Origin of the sequence: Chryseobacterium sp. CT-SW4 (assembly GCF_048572715.1) — a bacterium.
In the GTDB taxonomy this organism is placed as follows: Bacteria; Bacteroidota; Bacteroidia; order Flavobacteriales; family Weeksellaceae; genus Chryseobacterium.
Map to the genome: position 1 here is coordinate 3,614,253 of NZ_CP183840.1, position 18,344 is coordinate 3,632,596.

21 protein-coding genes and 2 tRNA genes are annotated in these 18,344 nt (G+C 37.7%); 13 read left to right on the top strand and 10 right to left on the bottom strand.

The genetic code is table 11. From position 1 onward, the window contains the following. The first annotated feature begins 53 nt into the window (after positions 1-53). From fbaA to ABJ974_RS16325, 6 genes are all read left to right on the top strand, one after another. On the top strand, positions 54-1,124 hold the full coding sequence (gene fbaA / locus ABJ974_RS16300; protein WP_419869276.1) for a class II fructose-bisphosphate aldolase: 1,071 nt from the start codon (positions 54-56) through the stop codon (positions 1,122-1,124). Between the two features lie 88 nt (positions 1,125-1,212). Then, on the top strand, positions 1,213-2,067 hold the full coding sequence (accD, locus tag ABJ974_RS16305) for an acetyl-CoA carboxylase, carboxyltransferase subunit beta (RefSeq protein WP_419869277.1): 855 nt from the start codon (positions 1,213-1,215) through the stop codon (positions 2,065-2,067). 52 nt (positions 2,068-2,119) lie between these two features. After that, positions 2,120-2,632, top strand: coding sequence for a DUF6973 domain-containing protein (locus tag ABJ974_RS16310; protein WP_419869278.1), 513 nt, complete (start codon positions 2,120-2,122; stop codon positions 2,630-2,632). Between the two features lie 48 nt (positions 2,633-2,680). Continuing rightward, positions 2,681-4,084, top strand: coding sequence for a nucleoside recognition domain-containing protein (locus tag ABJ974_RS16315; protein WP_419869279.1), 1,404 nt, complete (start codon positions 2,681-2,683; stop codon positions 4,082-4,084). Between the two features lie 3 nt (positions 4,085-4,087). Continuing rightward, positions 4,088-4,825, top strand: a complete 738-nt coding sequence (locus tag ABJ974_RS16320; RefSeq protein WP_419869280.1) for an ATP-grasp domain-containing protein — start codon at positions 4,088-4,090, stop codon at positions 4,823-4,825. A 12-nt stretch (positions 4,826-4,837) separates the two neighbouring features. Beyond that, positions 4,838-5,227 (top strand): hypothetical protein, encoded by a 390-nt coding sequence (locus ABJ974_RS16325; RefSeq protein ID WP_419869281.1) that lies wholly within the window; start codon positions 4,838-4,840, stop codon positions 5,225-5,227. A 16-nt stretch (positions 5,228-5,243) separates the two neighbouring features. On the opposite strand, the gene ABJ974_RS16330 is transcribed toward ABJ974_RS16325, so the two are convergent. The 4 genes from ABJ974_RS16330 to ABJ974_RS16345 form a co-directional block, all read right to left on the bottom strand. Next, positions 5,244-6,125, bottom strand: coding sequence for a ferric siderophore ABC transporter substrate-binding protein (locus tag ABJ974_RS16330; protein WP_419869282.1), 882 nt, complete (start codon positions 6,123-6,125; stop codon positions 5,244-5,246). A 20-nt stretch (positions 6,126-6,145) separates the two neighbouring features. Further along, the gene (locus tag ABJ974_RS16335; RefSeq protein ID WP_419869283.1) at positions 6,146-6,544 is read right to left on the bottom strand and encodes an ExbD/TolR family protein; all 399 of its coding nucleotides are present in this window, start codon (positions 6,542-6,544) and stop codon (positions 6,146-6,148) included. An 82-nt stretch (positions 6,545-6,626) separates the two neighbouring features. Further along, positions 6,627-7,331 carry a MotA/TolQ/ExbB proton channel family protein gene (locus tag ABJ974_RS16340; protein ID WP_419869284.1) on the bottom strand — a complete coding sequence of 235 codons (705 nt, stop codon included), beginning with the start codon at positions 7,329-7,331 and terminating at the stop codon, positions 6,627-6,629. Positions 7,332-7,493: 162 nt separating this feature from the next. Further along, the gene (locus ABJ974_RS16345; RefSeq protein ID WP_419869285.1) at positions 7,494-7,955 is read right to left on the bottom strand and encodes a hypothetical protein; all 462 of its coding nucleotides are present in this window, start codon (positions 7,953-7,955) and stop codon (positions 7,494-7,496) included. A 166-nt stretch (positions 7,956-8,121) separates the two neighbouring features. On the opposite strand from ABJ974_RS16345, the gene ABJ974_RS16350 reads away from it, so the two are divergent. Then, positions 8,122-9,918, top strand: coding sequence for a DUF885 domain-containing protein (locus ABJ974_RS16350; protein ID WP_419869286.1), 1,797 nt, complete (start codon positions 8,122-8,124; stop codon positions 9,916-9,918). A gap of 299 nt (positions 9,919-10,217) precedes the next feature. On the opposite strand, the gene ABJ974_RS16355 is transcribed toward ABJ974_RS16350, so the two are convergent. After that, entirely contained in the window at positions 10,218-10,838 is a 621-nt protein-coding gene (locus ABJ974_RS16355; RefSeq protein ID WP_419869287.1) for an endonuclease III domain-containing protein, read from the bottom strand. 33 nt (positions 10,839-10,871) lie between these two features. Here ABJ974_RS16355 and bcp point away from each other — a divergent pair, with 33 nt between their 5' ends. Further along, complete coding sequence (gene bcp / locus ABJ974_RS16360) at positions 10,872-11,321, top strand: thioredoxin-dependent thiol peroxidase (protein WP_419869288.1); 450 nt, start codon at positions 10,872-10,874, stop codon at positions 11,319-11,321. A gap of 3 nt (positions 11,322-11,324) precedes the next feature. On the opposite strand, the gene ABJ974_RS16365 is transcribed toward bcp, so the two are convergent. The 5 genes from ABJ974_RS16365 to ABJ974_RS16385 are packed head-to-tail and all read right to left on the bottom strand — an operon-like array spanning position 11,325 to position 15,549. Continuing rightward, positions 11,325-11,855: a GNAT family N-acetyltransferase gene (locus ABJ974_RS16365; RefSeq protein ID WP_419869289.1), complete on the bottom strand. Its 531-nt coding sequence runs from the start codon at positions 11,853-11,855 to the stop codon at positions 11,325-11,327. After that, positions 11,827-12,489 carry a hypothetical protein gene (locus ABJ974_RS16370; RefSeq protein ID WP_419869290.1) on the bottom strand — a complete coding sequence of 221 codons (663 nt, stop codon included), beginning with the start codon at positions 12,487-12,489 and terminating at the stop codon, positions 11,827-11,829. Before ABJ974_RS16370 ends, ABJ974_RS16365 begins: the two co-directional genes overlap by 29 nt. A 36-nt stretch (positions 12,490-12,525) precedes the next feature. Then, the gene (locus ABJ974_RS16375) at positions 12,526-13,608 is read right to left on the bottom strand and encodes a mannose-1-phosphate guanylyltransferase (protein WP_419869291.1); all 1,083 of its coding nucleotides are present in this window, start codon (positions 13,606-13,608) and stop codon (positions 12,526-12,528) included. 2 nt (positions 13,609-13,610) lie between these two features. After that, positions 13,611-14,201, bottom strand: coding sequence for a SprT-like domain-containing protein (locus tag ABJ974_RS16380; protein WP_419869292.1), 591 nt, complete (start codon positions 14,199-14,201; stop codon positions 13,611-13,613). Position 14,202: 1 nt separating this feature from the next. Then, entirely contained in the window at positions 14,203-15,549 is a 1,347-nt protein-coding gene (locus ABJ974_RS16385) for a TolC family protein (protein WP_419869293.1), read from the bottom strand. 97 nt (positions 15,550-15,646) lie between these two features. On the opposite strand from ABJ974_RS16385, the gene ABJ974_RS16390 reads away from it, so the two are divergent. From ABJ974_RS16390 to ABJ974_RS16410, 5 genes are all read left to right on the top strand, one after another. Continuing rightward, on the top strand, positions 15,647-16,888 hold the full coding sequence (locus tag ABJ974_RS16390) for a bifunctional folylpolyglutamate synthase/dihydrofolate synthase (RefSeq protein ID WP_419869294.1): 1,242 nt from the start codon (positions 15,647-15,649) through the stop codon (positions 16,886-16,888). A gap of 45 nt (positions 16,889-16,933) precedes the next feature. Then, positions 16,934-17,008 (top strand) — tRNA-Val (locus ABJ974_RS16395). A 32-nt stretch (positions 17,009-17,040) separates the two neighbouring features. Beyond that, positions 17,041-17,115 (top strand) — tRNA-Val (locus ABJ974_RS16400). 149 nt (positions 17,116-17,264) lie between these two features. Then, entirely contained in the window at positions 17,265-17,555 is a 291-nt protein-coding gene (locus ABJ974_RS16405; protein ID WP_419869295.1) for a 2TM domain-containing protein, read from the top strand. Between the two features lie 37 nt (positions 17,556-17,592). After that, positions 17,593-18,336: a LytR/AlgR family response regulator transcription factor gene (locus ABJ974_RS16410; protein ID WP_419869296.1), complete on the top strand. Its 744-nt coding sequence runs from the start codon at positions 17,593-17,595 to the stop codon at positions 18,334-18,336. The last annotated feature ends 8 nt before the right edge of the window (positions 18,337-18,344 follow it).

Here is an 18,344-nt window from a genome sequence, read left to right on the forward strand (position 1 = left end):
AACTTTACAAGAATTATCGAACACCCTAATAATTATCATTTAAAAAGTAAAAAATGAGCAGAATTTTCCCGGCAGGAGTTGCCACAGGTCAGTTAGTTACAGATATATTTCAATATGCTAAAGAAAACAAGTTTGCTTTACCGGCTGTAAACGTAATAGGTTCCAGCAATGTAAATGCAGCTATGGAAACAGCAGCAAAATTAAACTCTCCAATCATTATTCAGTTTTCGAACGGAGGAGCTTCTTTTAACGCAGGAAAAGGCTTAAGCAATGACGGTCAGAAGTCTGCTATTTTAGGAGCTATTGCCGGAGCAAAACACATCCATACACTGGCTGAAGCCTATGGAGCCACTGTTATTCTACATACCGATCACTGTGCAAAAAAATTATTGCCATGGATCGACGGATTGATGGATGCCAATGAAGAATTTTTCAAGCAAACCGGAAAATCTCTTTATTCTTCCCATATGCTTGACCTTTCTGAGGAGCCTTTGGAAGAAAACCTTGAGATCTCTTCTCAATATTTCGAAAGAATGGCTAAGTTAAAAATGACCCTTGAAGTAGAGATCGGAGTTACAGGAGGAGAAGAAGATGGTGTGGATAATTCTGATGTTGATAATTCTAAGTTATATACTCAGCCTGAGGATGTAGCTTTTACTTATGAAAAATTAAAAGCTGTTTCTGAAAACTTCACGATTGCAGCTGCTTTCGGAAATGTACACGGAGTTTATAAGCCAGGAAATGTGGTTCTTACCCCTAAAATTCTGGATAACTCTCAGAAGTATGTTCAGGAGAAATTCGGAACTGCAGAAAAGCCGGTGAATTTTGTATTCCACGGTGGTTCCGGTTCTACATTAGAGGAAATCAGAGAAGCGATCAGCTACGGGGTTATCAAAATGAATATCGATACGGATCTTCAGTTTGCTTATACAGAAGGTATCAGAGATTATATGGTCAACAATATCGATTATTTAAGATCTCAGATCGGAAACCCGGAGGGAGAAGAAAAACCGAATAAGAAATTTTATGACCCAAGAGTTTGGATCAGAAAAGGTGAAGAAACTTTCGCAGCAAGACTGGTAAAAGCTTTTGAAGATTTAAATAACATAAATACTTTAAAATAATTGATAAAAGTAAAATGTATAAAGTACAGGGGTATTTTTAACGCTTCCGTACTTTATACATTTTTATTATACATTAATACAGACAAAAATGGCATTCGACTGGTTTAAAAGAAAAGCAAAAAACATTACGACCTCGACTGATGAAAAAAAGGACGTTCCCAAAGGGCTTTGGCATCAGACTCCATCCGGAAAAATAGTTGAGCATGAGGAGCTTAGAAAAAACAACTATGTTTCCCCTGAAGATGGATTCCATGTAAGAATAGGAAGTGCAGAATTTTTTGATATCCTTTTCGATAACAGTAAATTTAAAGAGCTGGATGCTAATGTTGAAAGTATAGACATTCTGAAATTTAAGGATACAAAACCTTATGCAGACCGATTAAAAGAAGTAAAAGCCAAAACCAAACTGACGGACTCCATCAGAAATGCCGTAGGAACAGTAAACGGAACCAAAATGGTGGTTTCATGTATGGATTTTGCTTTTATCGGTGGATCTTTAGGATCTGTGATGGGGGAAAAAATCCGAAGAGCAATCGATTATTGTATCGCCCACAGACTTCCTTATATGATCATCTGCCAATCCGGGGGAGCAAGAATGCAGGAAGCAACCTACTCGCTGATGCAGCTGGCAAAAGTACAGGCTAAACTGGCTCAGCTTTCGGAAGCAGGACTTTTATATATCGCTTATTTATGCGACCCTACTTTCGGTGGAATTACCGCATCTTTTGCGATGACTGCGGATATTATCATGGCAGAACCTGGAGCATTGATCGGCTTTGCAGGTCCAAGAGTTATCCGGGAAACCATAGGTAGAGATCTACCCGAAGGATTCCAGACTTCCGAGTTTTTACAGGAAAAAGGATTTGTAGACTTTATCGTTAAAAGAACAGAGATCCGTGATACTGTTTCAAAAACTGTAAATCTATTGGCTGTAAATGCATAATAATTGTAACAAAAAGCATATTATCTCTCTCTAATTAGGGAGAGATTTTTGTATGAGGACGTTTAAAATATTTTTTAACACAATACGAAGCATGAGCCTGAAAAAAATATTCAGGTTGTTATCCCTTGTATTACCTCACCCTTTATTCTCATTATTAAGCTTTTATGCAACCATTAAGGCATTTACCATTGCACAGAAAAAATTTCCGCATTCCGCTTCAAAAAACGGGGTAGGAAATGCTTTCCGACACGCCTTATGGTGCTGTTTTATTTTAATGTACTGTTGCAAAATCTCTTCGCCCCAAAAAGCACTGGATTTTTGTAAAAGGTTAACGGATATGCATGAAGAGCTCTTCCCCAATGAGCCTTTGGAGACAAAAATGGACCTGCATAACAACAAAATCGGGATGGATTACTTCATGGAGCTCCTGCCCGGGGTACACCGGCAATTCTTTGAAAAAAGCTTTTTTACGGATGCCTTACTTCAAAAAACAGAATCTGCCAAAGAACTTAAATCCCTCGATGATAACTTCGATGGTTTTTTAGTATATCTCAAAGACGAATGATTTCTAATGAATTTAATTTATTATCTTTTCTAAAATTTATTTCTATCAATGGTATTAAGTAGAATTTGGTCCGCCTTTATCATAGTGGCCATCGCTATAGCAAGTATAAAGTATATGTCTTCCGGGAACTACAAAACCATTTTTAATGACATGGTGGTAGGAAAAGGAGGTGATACGGTTCAGATCGCCACCCAAAACATGAATACGTTATCTCCTGTGATCCGTGAGGGCTTATCCCAAAAAACAGACTTTGCAGACAACAGAATCCACTATAAAACAGATTCATTAAAACAAAATGTGAATGTATACAGGATCCAGGAAACCGACGGTGTAATAGGCACCTCGGAAACGGCTGTAAAGATCTGCCTTGGACTGATCGGTATCATGACGCTTTTTATGGGCTTTATGAGCATTGCGGAAAAAGCCGGTGGAATCAATCTTCTAAGCAGGTTTATACAACCTTTCTTTTCAAAGCTCTTTCCAGAAATTCCGAAAGGCCATCCTGCTTTCGGGCATATGCTTATGAATTTCAGTGCCAATCTTTTAGGGCTGGATAATGCAGCAACCCCTTTCGGATTAAAAGCTATGGAAAGTCTGCAAACCCTTAATCCCCATAAAGATACCGCAAGTAATTCACAAATTATGTTTTTGTGTCTTCACGCCGGAGGAATGACCCTGATCCCCGTTTCCATTATTGCTATCAGAGCATCAATGGGTTCAAAGACCCCTACGGATATTTTCCTTCCATGTATGATCGCTACTTTTGCAGCTACGTTATCAGCAATGATTATTGTTTCTTTATATCAGAAGATCAATTTGCTACGTCCTGTAGTGATTGCTTATGTAGGCGGAATTTCAGCAATTATTGCTCTTTTGGTATTATATCTCGTTCAACTGAGTAAGGATGAGCTTGATACTTTCAGTAAGGTTTTAAGTAACGGACTCATTCTATTTATATTCCTGGCGATCGTTCTGGGTGCCGTTTATAAAAAGATTAATGTTTTTGATGCTTTTATAGATGGAGCAAAGGACGGTTTCACCACCTGTGTAAAGATTATCCCTTACCTGGTAGGAATGCTCATCGCTATTTCCTTATTAAGAACTTCAGGTGTTTTTGATGTTATTATTGACGGAATGAAATGGGTAGCCAATATTGCCAATCTGGATGCAAGATTTGTAGACGGATTGCCAACGGCATTAATCAAGCCTTTATCCGGTTCGGGAGCCCGCGGAATGATGGTAGACACGATGCAGACATTCGGGTCTGATAGTTTCCAGGGGAAGCTGGCTGCTGTACTACAGGGAAGCTCTGATACGACCTTTTATGTAATTGCGGTCTATTTTGGAGCAGTAGCCGTGAAGAACACAAGATATACGGTAATTGCCATGCTTCTGGCCGATCTGGTGGGTATTATCACTTCTATCGGATTAGCTTATCTGTTTTTTGCTTAAATTATGAAGGCATATATTCAAACAGATAAGGAGGGAGAATTTTATAATGTAAATGCTTTTACAGCCTATGAAGGTTTTAAAAATTTTGGTTATGAAATTCAAAAGTTCATTGATGCAAATGAAATCTTAGATAAAAACCCGGAACATATTATAGTGGGAGGCATAGGGAATGTTAGAAAACATTTACAAAACTTAAATATAATTCGTCCGGAAAAAGAAATTGATTATCCTGAAGAATTACAGCCTTTTCTAAAACGTAAAGTATGGAGTTCATCCATTAAGAATATTTTTAAGGATAAAAATAACTGGGATATCTTTATTAAACCCAAAAACGAAACCAAGCTATTTGCTGGAAAAGTAATAAGAAGCGAGATGGATTTTCTGGGGCTGCTTAACGAAGAAAAAGATACAGAAATCTGGTGCTCCGAACTTATTGATTTTACAACAGAATGGAGATGTTTTATCCGCTATAAAGAAATTCTGGATATACGGAGATATAAAGGTAAATGGGATAATAAAATAGATATAGAGGAAGTTCAGAAGGCGATAGATTCTTTTGTTTCCCAACCAAATTCATATGCATTGGACTTCGGTATCAATGAGAAAAACGAAATGATTCTGGTGGAGGTGAATGATGGGCATTCACTTGGAACTTACGGACTTTCTTCTTCTCACTATGCCAAGTTTCTTTCTGCAAGATGGAGCCAGCTTACCCATACTAATGATTATTTAAATTTTTAATATATAAACATTATGATTCAAGATAAAGATTACACCCTAAGACTGATCCGTCAGCTCACTCAGGCCCTGGAAAAACTTATTCTGGAAAAGCCTGAAGAAAGCCTGATGCAGAAAGAGCTGGATTATGATTCTTTAATGAAAGATATCTTCAAGATGAATTTCTCTGAAATCTCCTCTAAAACAAAGGAAGAGATCATAGAAATAGTGAAAGAAAGGCAGGAAAGAGACCATAAGGATTATTATGAAATGCTGGGTAACCTTTTTTATTTAAAAGGAAAGGAGACTGATAATCCCGATTTTCAGGATAAAGCAAAATCTTTCTATGAGCTTTACCTCCAAACCAGCGGAATTTTTGCTCTTCCCATCATCAATAGAATCAACGAATTAAAAAAAGCACTTTAGATAAGTGCTTTTATATTTAGAAAGTAATTTTATAAGTTCCTGTGGAAGATGTACTGGCTTTCTCCGCTTTTACATATTGCTTAACCCAGGAGACTGATGTAGAGCTTACACAGGGATCAGAAATACCTCCGGATCTTCTTGCTGAAACCACATTTCCTGCTTTATCTACTGTGTAAGAAATGGTAATGGATCCGCTGGCCGTACATTTATGAGAAGGTTGAGCCCCTCCGCGTCCCATCGTTCCGGGAATAAAGCCAACCAATCTTCTATCTATTCCTACTTTACTGTCTCCGTTTCCGTCACCCCCTAAAGGATCTCCGGCATTTCCCATTCCGGTACCTGTTCCCTGACTTCCGGCTTTAGTTCCTCTTCCTTTAATTAAATTGCCTATTGCGGCATTTCCTTTTCCATCACCGCTTCCGGATTTAGCATTACCCTTCGTTGCAGTACTTTTTTTGGTAGCTTTAGCAGCGGTGGTCCCTGAAGTCGATTTTTTAGTTGCTTTAGACTCTTCTTTCTTAGGGGCCGTAACTTTGGTATTGTTACCGGTAAGAATTTTTTCTTTGGCCTCCGATTTCTTAGTTTCCGGTTTAGGATCCGGTTTTACTACTGTTTTGGTTTCCGGCACCTCGGCTTCTACCGGTTCTGGAGTGATTTCTTCCGTTTGAGCAGCAAGACTTCCCTCCTGCTCGGCAGGTTCTTCTATTCCGTTCCCGTTTCTGTTATCTCCAAAGTTAACCAGCATGGTAGTCACAAGCTCAGGTTCGGCTTCCTGTGTGGGCTTCAATTTATAAAGGAAAACAAAAAGCAGAATAGCAGACCAGATAAGAACAGAAATTATCCCACTCTTTATCTTATCTTTATATTCTTCCTGCTTATTGGCTGTATATCCTCTCATTATTAAAATTCTTCAGCTTATTATTTATCCTTCACCGTTGCTATGGCAATATTAAATTTATGTTTCTCTGCTATTTCCATCACGAAAACCACATCTTTATGCATGGTATTTTCGTCGGCTCTTATGGTAAAGGACTGACTTGATTTGCCATTCAGACCATTCACAATGGTTTGTTCCAACTGATCCCTGTTTACCGGTGTATCATCTACAAAATAGGAGCCATCAGGCTTTATACTTACCGTGAGAGGATTAGGTATATTATCATCCACACTAGCAGTTTTCGGCAGATTAACATCAATTGCACTTTGGTTAGCAGCAGAAGAAGTAATCATAAAAAATATCAACAACAGCAATATAACGTCTGTCATTGCTGCCAAACTAAATTCGGGATTTGCTTTATTTCTTCTGTGAATTTTCATCTGTTTATTCTAATATTTTATGGATCAGATGGAATCGCTTGCCCTGAAATATACTTTCTGACAGCGATTTCATTGGAAATAATTATAATGGTTTGTTGATAATATCTAAAAATTCTCCTGACATATTCTGAGCTTTTAATACAAACTTATCAATTCTTGTAAGAAGAATATTATAGCAGAAGTTAGCCGGAATGGCTACCGCCAGACCTACCGCTGTTTGCCCGAGTGCTGTATAAATCCCTTCGGAAAGGGTCTTAGGAGAGAAAGATCCTGTAGCATGTGATAGATTAAAGAAAGCTATAATCATCCCGATAACCGTTCCTAAAAGTCCCAGCATGGGAGCAATACTTGGAACTACCGCCAAAAGATTCAGGTTTTTTTCCATATTGGCTACTTCTACCTGTGCCTGTGATTCCATTGCACTTACAATATCGGAAACAGGGCGGCCCAGTCTGGAAATTCCTTTTTCAAGTATTCTTCCTTCCGGTGAATTCTGTGTTTTACAATAGTCCGCTGCAGCCTCAATTTTTCCTTCTCTGATGAAGTCCTCAATATTATTCATAAAATTGGAATCTGTTTTGGAAGTCAGTCTTTTGATAAAGAAAAAACGTTCAAAGAAAAGATACAGGGAGAATATACCCAGCAGTAAAACCGTCACCATCACTATTTTGGCGAAGGCTCCTCCGTGAAACATTATTTTCCAAAATGAAAACTCCAGGTCATCTGCAGCTATTGCAGGAGTATTGATTTGTGCGAACAAAATGTGCGTAAGTTCCGTTAACAGCATTATTTGAATATTATAATGGTTTTAAACGACAAAAATAAAGTAATATTATTAATTGATATCTTAAAAATTGCTTAAAAACAACTTAAAGATATGTTATTTATATAAACAACAAATTTCTTTCCAAAAAACCTTGAAAAGAAATCTTGTTCTATGTAAAAGAAATTAATCTTCGTCTACTTCAATATCATCCGGCTTAAATTCACATTTGAGCCTGAATGGGATCGGGGTATCCGAGCCGGTATAAAAATCATCAATGGTTCCTTTCCAGACCACCTGCAATTCCCCTTCTTCATTCTTATCAAACTGAAGCTCATTGTCATAGATATAAGCTTCATCATCATCAAAAAGATCTACTTCCGTAAAGGTTTCATCTTCTGAGTCATTTACATTGATTGTTTTTCCCTCAATATCCCCAGATTCAATAGGGAAATCAAAAATTTCCAATGATAGCTGTGGAAAATTGTATTGTAAAGAATCATCATCTACGTGATCTAAACTGTCATCTGTAATAATTTCTACCTCCAGAAAATGTTGTTTATTACTGTAAACCGCCTTGCAATAACTGTTTCGTATATTGTATTTTAGCGTCTCATCCGGATGGTAAATTTTTAAAATCCCTTTCATTTTTTCCTAAAAAAGAAGTGTAATAATATGAATGTTAAACGTTTTCAACAAAGATAGAAAATTGATTGAATGTGAAAAATATTTTGAAAAAAATAATTTCAAAATCAGCTATGCAGATAATTGGTTTATGAATAATACTTAATTTTGTTATTCCAAAGATTCCGAAATGAAAAATATTTTATCCAAGGGTATTATTGCCTTCAGCATAGTGCTAAGTGTTTTATCATGCAAGAAAACAGATTCTCCTCTTACCAAGGTTACGCCTACTAATCTGGATTCTATTGCTGCCAATTATTATGAGCAGTATTTAAAGCTCTATCCCCTGGAAGCTACTTCTCAGGGAGATACCCGGTATAATGACCAACTGCCCATTAATATCGATAAAGATTTCATTTCGGGGGAGATCGGATTTTATAATTCCGTTCAGAAACAGCTGGAACAAGTGGATTACAAAAGCTTATCCGATGAAGACAAGGTTGTTTACGATGTTTTGGATTATACCTTAAAAGATAAGATTGAAGCTTATGCCTATCATCCTGAATATATTCCCTTTACCCAGTTTTCCGGCTTACCGTTAACCTTTCCTCTGTATGGGAGCGGAGCAGGCAGCCAGCCTTTTAATACGGAACAGGATTACGCAGACTGGCTGAAAAGAATGGAAAAGTTCCCGGAATGGATGGAAACAGCCCAGGAAAACTTCCGTGAGGGAATCAACAATAAAATTGTTCTCCCCAAAAAACTGGTTGTTAAAATGATTCCTCAAATGAGAGCCGAGGAAATAACAAGCCCGGATATGGAGAAAAATATCTTCTATGGGCCGATCAGAAATTTCCCTAAAGATTTTCCTCAGTCCAAGAAAAATAAATATGCAGCACTTTATAAAGATGTCATCACTAAAAAAATCATTCCTGCCTATTCCCAAATGGGAAAGTTTCTGGAAAAGGAATATCTTCCTAAGGCAAGAGAAACCGACGGCTACAACAGCCTGCCCAAAGGAAATGATATCTACGCCTATTATGTAAAGAGCTGGACCACAACCAACAGCTCTCCGGAAGAAATCAATAAGATAGGTGTTCAGCAGGTAGCCATGCTTCGTGCCGAAATGGAAAAAGTGAAACAGCAGGTTGGTTTTACGGGATCATTAGAGGAATTTATAAGTTTCGTTAAAACCGATCCTAAGGCCATGCCTTATAAAACCTCAAAGGAAGTTCTTGACGCCTTTAATGGAATTTTGACGAAAATTACTCCAAAACTGGAAACCATGTTCAGTGTCACACCGCAAACCAAGTTTGAAATCCGGCAGACTGAAAAATTCAGGGAAGCCAGTGCAAGTGCAGAATACATCCAAGGAACTCCTGATGGAAAAAGACCGGGAATATTCTATGTTCCTTTGCCGGATCCTTCAAAATTCAATGTTACCTCAGGAATGGAGTCTTTATTTCTTCATGAAGCTATTCCGGGACATCATTACCAGGTTTCCCTACAACAGGAAAATACCAAGCTTCCGAAATTCATGAGGTTCGGATGGCTGGGTGCATATGGTGAAGGATGGGCACACTATTGTGAGACACTGGGCCCTGAATTTGGCCTTTATACCGATCCTTACCAGAAAATGGGATATTTAAGTGACCAGATGCTGAGAGCGGTAAGGTTAGTTGTAGACACAGGACTCCATACCGGGAAAATGACCCGCGAAGAAGCCATTCAATATTTTCTAAGCAATATTTCCTATGATGAAGCCGGAGCTACGGCTGAAGTGGAAAGATATATGGCTATGCCAGGACAGGCATTGGGTTATAAAATAGGTGCTTTAAGAATTCGTGAGCTTAGAGATAAATATCAAAAACAGCTGGGAAACAAATTCAACCTGGCACATTTTCATGATGAGGTTTTAAGCCAGGGATGCCTTCCTTTGGATGTGCTGAACAGGAAGATGGAGCTTTGGGCTAAGAAGCAGAAATAAATGAGGTGAGATAAGGGGTAATAGGGAAGATAAGGGAGACGGAGAATGGGAAGGATGAGGATGAGGATTGTATTTGCTACCCCGTCTTTTTGTTTCACAAAAATCCACTCCTTCTGGGAAGGGGAATTTGAATTTCTTTCCTAAAAGCTATTGTATGTTACTGGCTGTTGAGCTGTAATGGAGCTTTAGAGTGGATGTTTTAGCTGTTTATGGGAGATTTCTTCACTGCGTTCTGAATGAAAAAGTTTCTCTTTTAAATTGTTGATGGAGATATTGTGATGGAGGAATATGTGGGCTGTTTACTTTTCAAACATCATTTTAGTAATGAAATCTTTGTCTCCTTTTCCTCTTGCAGGTGAATATTCTCTTCCGTAGAAAATAATTTGTAAATGCAGCTTATTCCACACATTTTCATGGAAAATATTTTTAGCATCCTTTTCTGTTTCCACTACATTTTTACCTGAAGTAAGCTTCCATTGTGTCATTAATCTGTGAATGTGGGTATCCACCGGGAAAGCAGGAAATCCAAAGCCCTGGCTCATCACTACCGAAGCGGTTTTATGCCCGACTCCCGGTAAAGCTTCCAGCTCTTCATAAGTTTGGGGTACTACGCCGTTATGTCTTTCCAACAACAGTTCCGCCATTCTTTTTAGATTTTTCGCTTTAGTATTCGAAAGTCCTATTTCTTTGATAAGCTCTTTAATCTCTGATACTTCAAGCTTAGCCATTTTCTCAGGGGTTCCGGCTACTTTAAAAAGGTTGGGAGTTACCTCATTTACTTTTTTATCTGTGGTCTGGGCCGAAAGTGCAACGGCTACCATCAGTGTATAAGGATCTGTATGGGCTAAAGGAATAGGAACTTCGGGATAGAGTTTTTCCAATTCTTTCTGAACCAATTCTGCTCTTTGCTTTTTTGTCATTTATCCATTAAATTTGAAACAAAATTAAGCATTATGTTGAAAATCGGAGACACATTACCGGAATTTGAAGGAGTAAATCAGGATGGAACTCCTGTAAAATCCTCAGATTTTTTAGGAAAGAAACTGGTTATTTTCTTTTATCCGCAAGCCAATACACCTACCTGTACGGTAGAAGCATGTAATTTAAGTGATAATTATTCTGAATTGAAAAAAGCAGGATTTCAGCTGTTGGGAATAAGTGGTGACTCTGTAAAAAAACAGAAAAACTTTCACAGCAAATTTGCTTTTCCTTATGACCTCATTGCCGACGAAAACAGGGATATCATCGAGAAATTTGGGGTATGGAAGGAGAAAAAGACTTTTGGTAAAACGTATATGGGAATTGTAAGAACCACGTTCCTTTTTGATGAAAAAGGAATCTGTACAAGGGTTATTGAGAAAGTGACTTCAAAAACTGCTGCTGACCAGATTTTAGAGGGATAAAAATCATTCGGTTTCAAAATAAAGTAGCTCTTCGTCATCATCGGGAAGAGTTACGTTTTTTTGGTACTTTAAGCCCAGCTTCTGAATTAATTTCTGAGAGGATATATTGTCTTTAGTAGTAATTGCGGAAATTTTCTTTAAGCCAAACTTTTCCATTCCCACTTCTTTTATCTTTTGTGCTGCTTCGTAGGCATATCCCTTCCCTTCAAAGTTTTCCAGCAGTGAAAATCCTATATCCACCACGTCCAGACCTGCTCTTTCAAAAATTCCGACTCCTCCAATTTTTTCTTCCGTTTCTCTGATTGTGATGAGGTAGTTGCCATAACCCAGCTTTTCAAATTGCGGAAGAAACCGGTCCTTTATATATTTTTCTGCATCGGAAAGCGAACGGATATTACGGTCTCCGATGTATTTTATAAATTTAGCCTGATTGTAAAGATCGAATATAAAAGATGCATCTTCCAGGGACATGGGACGCAATATCAATCTTTCTGTTTCAAAACAGTTATCTTCGTTTTGTTGATTTAGGCTCATCTGTTGGCTCTTCTTTTTTTTCTATTTTGAGTAACCGCGGATTATTTTTGCACTTTTTATTATAAAGCTCGATATAAGTTCCATTATCTTTTATGTTGGTAATATCTCCGGTAGACTTATTTACCGTTAAAGTATAATGTTTCTTTTGGTAAGGACATTCTTTGGAAGTAAGTTTCCCTAAATCCAAATAATAATTGGTTTTGTCTTCATAATAATTTCCAGCTACATCCTTGAATTGATCATCTATTACATAGCCGTCTTTTACAGTAGCAAGTATGGCCGCTTCTTCAGCGTTATCTACATTCCCAACAAATGTTTTTAAAGCTTCCAGGTCCGTTACATAATTTATCTTGCCTCCTGAGGAATAAACGATGTAATAAAAAGTATCTTCATTAGGAAACAGATCAAACCCCGAAAACTGGGGAGTGTAATCTTTTTTGGTCCCATAGGTTTTCAGTTCATGGTCTTTTGCATATTCATTATAAACCAATACCCAAAAGTCAGTTCTTATATTCGGTACTATCTTAGCCAGTACATTATGTGTGTTGGAGAATTTTGTTTTATCCTGTGCATATCCCACTATTCCTGACAAAAGAAAGGATATCAAAACAGTTCTAGTAATTGCTTTTTTCATATTGGTGAATATCTAGCAGAAAATATACCAAAGAGTTTATATGAATTTGTCCCCTTTTTTAAGGTTTTTCAGATCCAGTACATAGTCTTTGATCAGCTGATCATTTTCACGCGGACATATTAAAAGCACTTTATCGGTATCCACTACAATATAGTCTTTTAATCCGTCTATAACCACCGCTTTATTATTATTTTTAATCTGAATAATGTTACCGGTTGCATTATAGGTCAGCATATGTTTCAGTTTTCCTGTATTCTGATTTTCATCTTTTTCGGTATTTTCATACACGGAAGTCCAGGTTCCCAAATCACTCCAGCCTAGATCAGCCGGGATTACATATACGTTTTTTGCTTTTTCCAAAATTCCGTTATCAATGGAAATTTTCTGTACTTTGGGATAAATGATTTCGATACAGTTTTCTTCTTTATTGGAGTTGTATTCACATGCCATGAACTGCTGAGCCATTTCCGGCAGGTACATTTCAAAAGCCTGATGTATACTTTTAACACTCCACACAAAAATCCCGGCATTCCATAAAAAGTCTCCACTTTCCAGGAAATTCTGGGCTATTTCTAAAATGGGTTTTTCGGTAAATGTTTTGACTTTAAAATAGTCGGATCCTTTTTTCTCTACAAACTGAATATATCCATAGCCGGTGTCCGGACGGGTAGGTGTAATTCCGAGAGTAAGCAGATAATCGTTTTTTGAGGCAAGCTCAAAGGCCAATTCCACTTTTTTCAAAAAGGTATCTTCTTTAAGAATGAGATGATCCGCCGGCAGGACAATCATGGTAGCATCAGCATCAATTTCGGCTATTTTATTTGCCATGTATATATTACAGGCTGCGGTATTTTTAATCATGGGCTCCCCTACGATATTTTCCTGAGGAAGCTCCGGCAGCTGCTGATGGGAAAGAGCAACATATTCTTTATTGGTAATGACAAATATATTTTCTTTAGGAACCACTTTACTGATCCGGTCATAGGTTTGCTGAACCATAGTTCTTCCCACCCCTAAAATATCCTGAAACTGCTTAGGAAACTTCTGTGTGCTCATAGGCCAGAACCGGCTTCCGATTCCCCCCGCCATTATCACACAGTATTTATCTGATTTTGACATTCTTAACTACATTTTTCAATTCTTGCTAAAGGTTTAAAAGAATACTTTCTGCCCGTAGCCAAATTCAGACAAAGATAGTTTTTTTTAACCAGACCTTCTAGCAAATACTTTTCATTACGGTAGATAAAACAATCTCCTTTTTTTAGCTCTTCTACAAACTGAAGAGTATCATTTTCTTTTTTTACATGAAAATATTTAACCAATTCAGGACTTGCCATGAAATTGGCTTTAGGAGATCTTGAAAATTTGGCAATAATGGGCTTCAAATCTTCTTCATACACATCCAGACTCTCTAAAAGCATAGCCCTGAAAGTACTTTTCCATTCATTACCATGGGGAGATATTCTTCTTCCATATTTTTCAAAGGCAATTAAATGAGCCAGCTCATGGGTGAGGACGAAGAAAAAAAGCTGAGGAGATAAAGTAGAGTTAATAGTAATCTCATGAGAATGATCCGGCATTTTTCTATAATCACCCAATTTCGAATTTCTGTCCCGGGTAACCTTTATATGAATATAAAAGTCTCCAAACCAGACTTTTAAATATTGCAGCGTATTTTGTGGTAAATATTTTTCTAACGATTGAATTGACATTTTACAAACTTAATGGAATTCCGGCATAGAAATTCAACAATTTAAGACTGAAAAGATAATTAAATTTTGCCTGAGCCACAGATCCCTGTGCATTGGCATAATTATTTCGCGCAATATTCAGGTCAAAAATAGTCGTTCTCCCGGCAGCATAACTTTTATCGGCAAAGTCTAAAGATAATTTAGAACTTTTTGCGGCCTCTACTGCTGCCAGATAGGCTTCATAATTGGCGTCCGCATCGAACTGGGCTTTCTGCACGCTTTCTCTCACGGATTGTCTTTGCTGATCCAGGGAATTTTTGGCAAGACTTTCATTGATCTTAGATTGTTCTACCTGTAGTTTGGTAATGCCTTTATTAAAGATCGGAACATTCAATGAAATCCCGAGGTTCTGCCCAAAGTTATCTTTATACTGCTCAAAAAAGTTTCTTTCATAGGCTATATTACCCAACTCATCTACTCCTGTAATATTTGTATTTAATCGGTTATTATAAAAACTTCCGATTCCTGCACTTGCCGTTATGGTAGGCCAAAAAGACGTTTTGCTTACTTCCGTTTGGGCTTCCGCAGACCTGATACGGCTTTCTGCTGCCTTTATCTGCGGCTGTGTTTCATAAGCTGTAGTCAGTACCTCATCCACTGACCTTAGCTCCGGAGTAAGTTCATCGGGGATATTGACATCTTCTACATCAAAATTCTTGTAATCTGCCAACTGTAAAAGCTGAGCTAACGAAAACAGACTTCTTGAAGTATTAATTTCTGCTGTTTTTAAATTTTGCTTCTCTCTGGCCAATGCTGCTTCTGCCTCGGCAAGTACAGTCTGTGCTGTGGTTCCCACCTCGGTGGTTATTTTTGATCTGTCATATTGCTTCTGAGCATTTTCAACAGCACTTTGTGAAATTTTTATAATTTCCTTGTTCAGTAAAGCATTTAAATATTCCTGGGCAATTTGAAGAGAGATATTATTTTTAATGGTTTCTATATCATATTGACTCGCTTCCACATCATACTCCGTCTTCCTGATTGTTTTTTCCAGGCGCCCGTTATTATAGACTAAAATATTCGCAGAAAGATTGGCATTATTACTGAAGTTATCATTTCTCACACTTGTATTTACAAAAAGTGTCTGCCCAAAGCTCGCAGTATTACTTATATTTCCCGACACTGTTGGCAAATATTCTTTTTTAGCCATTCTCAGGTTAGCATCCTGAACCTGTTTTGAATATTGGTTCTGAATAACCTGAAGATTATGCTCTACCGCATAGTCTACACATTCCCGTAAAGACCACTTTTTTTGAGCACTGAGTCCTAAACAGGTTAATCCAAAAACAAAAATCCAAACTCTTTTCATACGAAGCTTTTTCCGAATTAGACGAACCAAAAATAAAAACGTTACAGTTTTTAAAATTAATGTTTCATTTTAATAAAACTTTTGGGAATTTTGCACTATGACAAATGAACAATATCAGGAAGCAGTGGAGTGGCTTTTTATACAGGCTCCTAATTACCAGATCGATGGACAGAAGGCTTATAAGCCCGGACTGGAAAATATAAGTAAGCTCTGTGATTTCTTTGGAAATCCCCAGGATAAAATAAAGTGTATCCATATCGGGGGGACCAACGGTAAAGGTTCTTCGAGCAATATGCTTGCCTCTGTTTTGCAGGAATCCGGCTACCAAGTAGGACTGTATAATTCTCCTCACCTGATTGATTTTACAGAACGCATCAAAGTGAACGGCAAAAACTGTGATAAGGAATTTGTTTATGATTTTATTCAAAAGCTTAAAAATTTGCCCGAAGAAATCCGTCCGTCTTTTTTTGAGTTTACCACGATTATGGCTTTTGAATATTTTTACCGTCAAAAGGTAGATTTTGCCATTATTGAAGTGGGGCTGGGCGGAAGGCTGGATTCTACCAATATCATTAAGCCGTTAGTTTCTGCTATTACCAATGTTCAGCTGGATCATCAAAATATATTAGGGAACAGTATCGAAGAAATCGCCTATGAAAAGGCAGGAATTATAAAACCTCAGACTCCTGTTGTTTCGGGTGATGAAAACGAAATTGTAAAAAATATACTTAAACAAAAAGCCATAAAGGAAAACGCAGATTTTATTGATGCAACTTCCATAAAGACCGATCTTACGTCAGATTTAAAGGGAATCTATCAGCAAAAAAATATTAAAGTGGTTTTAGCATTGGTTGAGGAACTGAGAAACCTGAATATAACCATCACAGAAGAACACATAGAACGGGGACTATTAAATGTCCACACCAACACCGGATTTATCGGACGCTGGTTTGAGTTTTCCAAAAATCCTTTAACAATATGTGATACCGCGCATAACCAAGCCGGGCTGGAACAGGTGTTTTCCCAGCTGAACAGTATGGATCTTCATAAGCATATCATCCTGGGCTTTGTTAATGATAAGAAAATTGATGAGGTAATGGAGCTGTTACCAGAAAATGCTGAGTTTTATTTTGCAAAACCCTCCATCCACCGGGGCAGACACCCTCAAGATTATGAAGAATTATTGATAGGCGCCGGCATTCCTTATAAAATCTTTGATTCCGTTCAGGAAGCGTATCTTTCTGCAAAAGAGAATTGTACAATGGATGAAATGATTTTTGTGGGCGGAAGCAACTTTGTAGTGGGAGAATTTTTAGAAAAAAATTTGTTGGTTTCTTAAGAAGTTGTATATTTGCACCACTCTAAACGAGAAAATCTCAAAAGAGGGTTCTTAGCTCAGTTGGTTCAGAGCATCTGGTTTACACCCAGAGGGTCGGGGGTTCGAATCCCTCAGGACCCACAGAAAAGGAACGAAACCTTTCAAAAAAATTCGGGTTCTTAGCTCAGTTGGTTCAGAGCATCTGGTTTACACCCAGAGGGTCGGGGGTTCGAATCCCTCAGGACCCACAGAAATCTCTCTTTTTTAAGGGAGATTTTTTTTGTTTTATACTATATTACCATTCAGCAACTTTATTCTACAGCTCAGTAAAACATTTTTGATTTGATGTTCCTTCCTATATACCTTTGGCTCAAGAAAACAATCAAAAACAAACATTATGAATACTTCATTAAATACAGAAAACACTGCTTACCAAAAAGCAGCCAGAAGAGTAAAAGACCTCAAAGGATTTTATGGCAACCTTACCTCTTATTGCCTGGTTATTCCTTTTTTATTGGTTCTGAATCTTTTAACCTCTCCTACCCATTTATGGTTTTTCTGGCCGATGCTGGGATGGGGAATCGGACTTCTGGCGCATGGAATAAGTGTATTTGGAATCGGAAAGGAATGGGAAGAAAAAAAGATCAGAGAACTGATGGATAAAGAAAAAAAATCAGCCAATCAATAAGATTTATTATTTTTATTCCCAGTAAAAACTAATACTAATGATTAAAACAGTCATCATTGAAGATGAAAAACCCGCGGCCAGAAAGCTTGAAAGAATGCTCAGTTCTTTCCCCCAACTTGAAGTGGTCGCCAGTCTTGAATCGGTAGAAGCGGCTCTACAATGGTTTTCAGAAAATGAACATCCTCAGCTTATCTTCTCAGATATCGTTTTGGGTGATGGCTTGTCATTTGACATTTTCGAAAAAGTTCCCACCAAAGCTTTTATTATTTATACGACTGCCTTTGATCAGTATACTTTAAAAGCTTTTAAATTAAACAGTATCGATTATCTCCTGAAGCCTATCCTTGAAGAAGATCTGGCGAAGGCAATTGATAAATTCCAATCTTTTCTTCCGTCTGATACCATGATCAACTCCAGCGAAATTAAGCAGCTGATAAAAAAAGATACCACCACCCTTTCAAGAATATTGGTAAAAATAGGCTATAACCTGAAAATTATCCGGACTGAGGAGATCAGCTGTTTTTTCAGTGAGAATAAAATTGTATATCTCCAGACCGAAGAGAGGAGCTATCCCTCAGATTTCACTTTGGATGAGTTGGATAATGTATTGGATCCTCAGAAATTTTTCCGGGTGAACCGTCAGTTTATCATCAGTTCGGATTATATCAGGAATATCCATACCTCGCCTTACTATAAGGTAGAGCTGAAATTCCAGCCTGAGGAAGAAATAACCGTGAGCAGGGACCGTATTAAAGATTTTAAAAATTGGCTGACAGGATAATCCTTTTC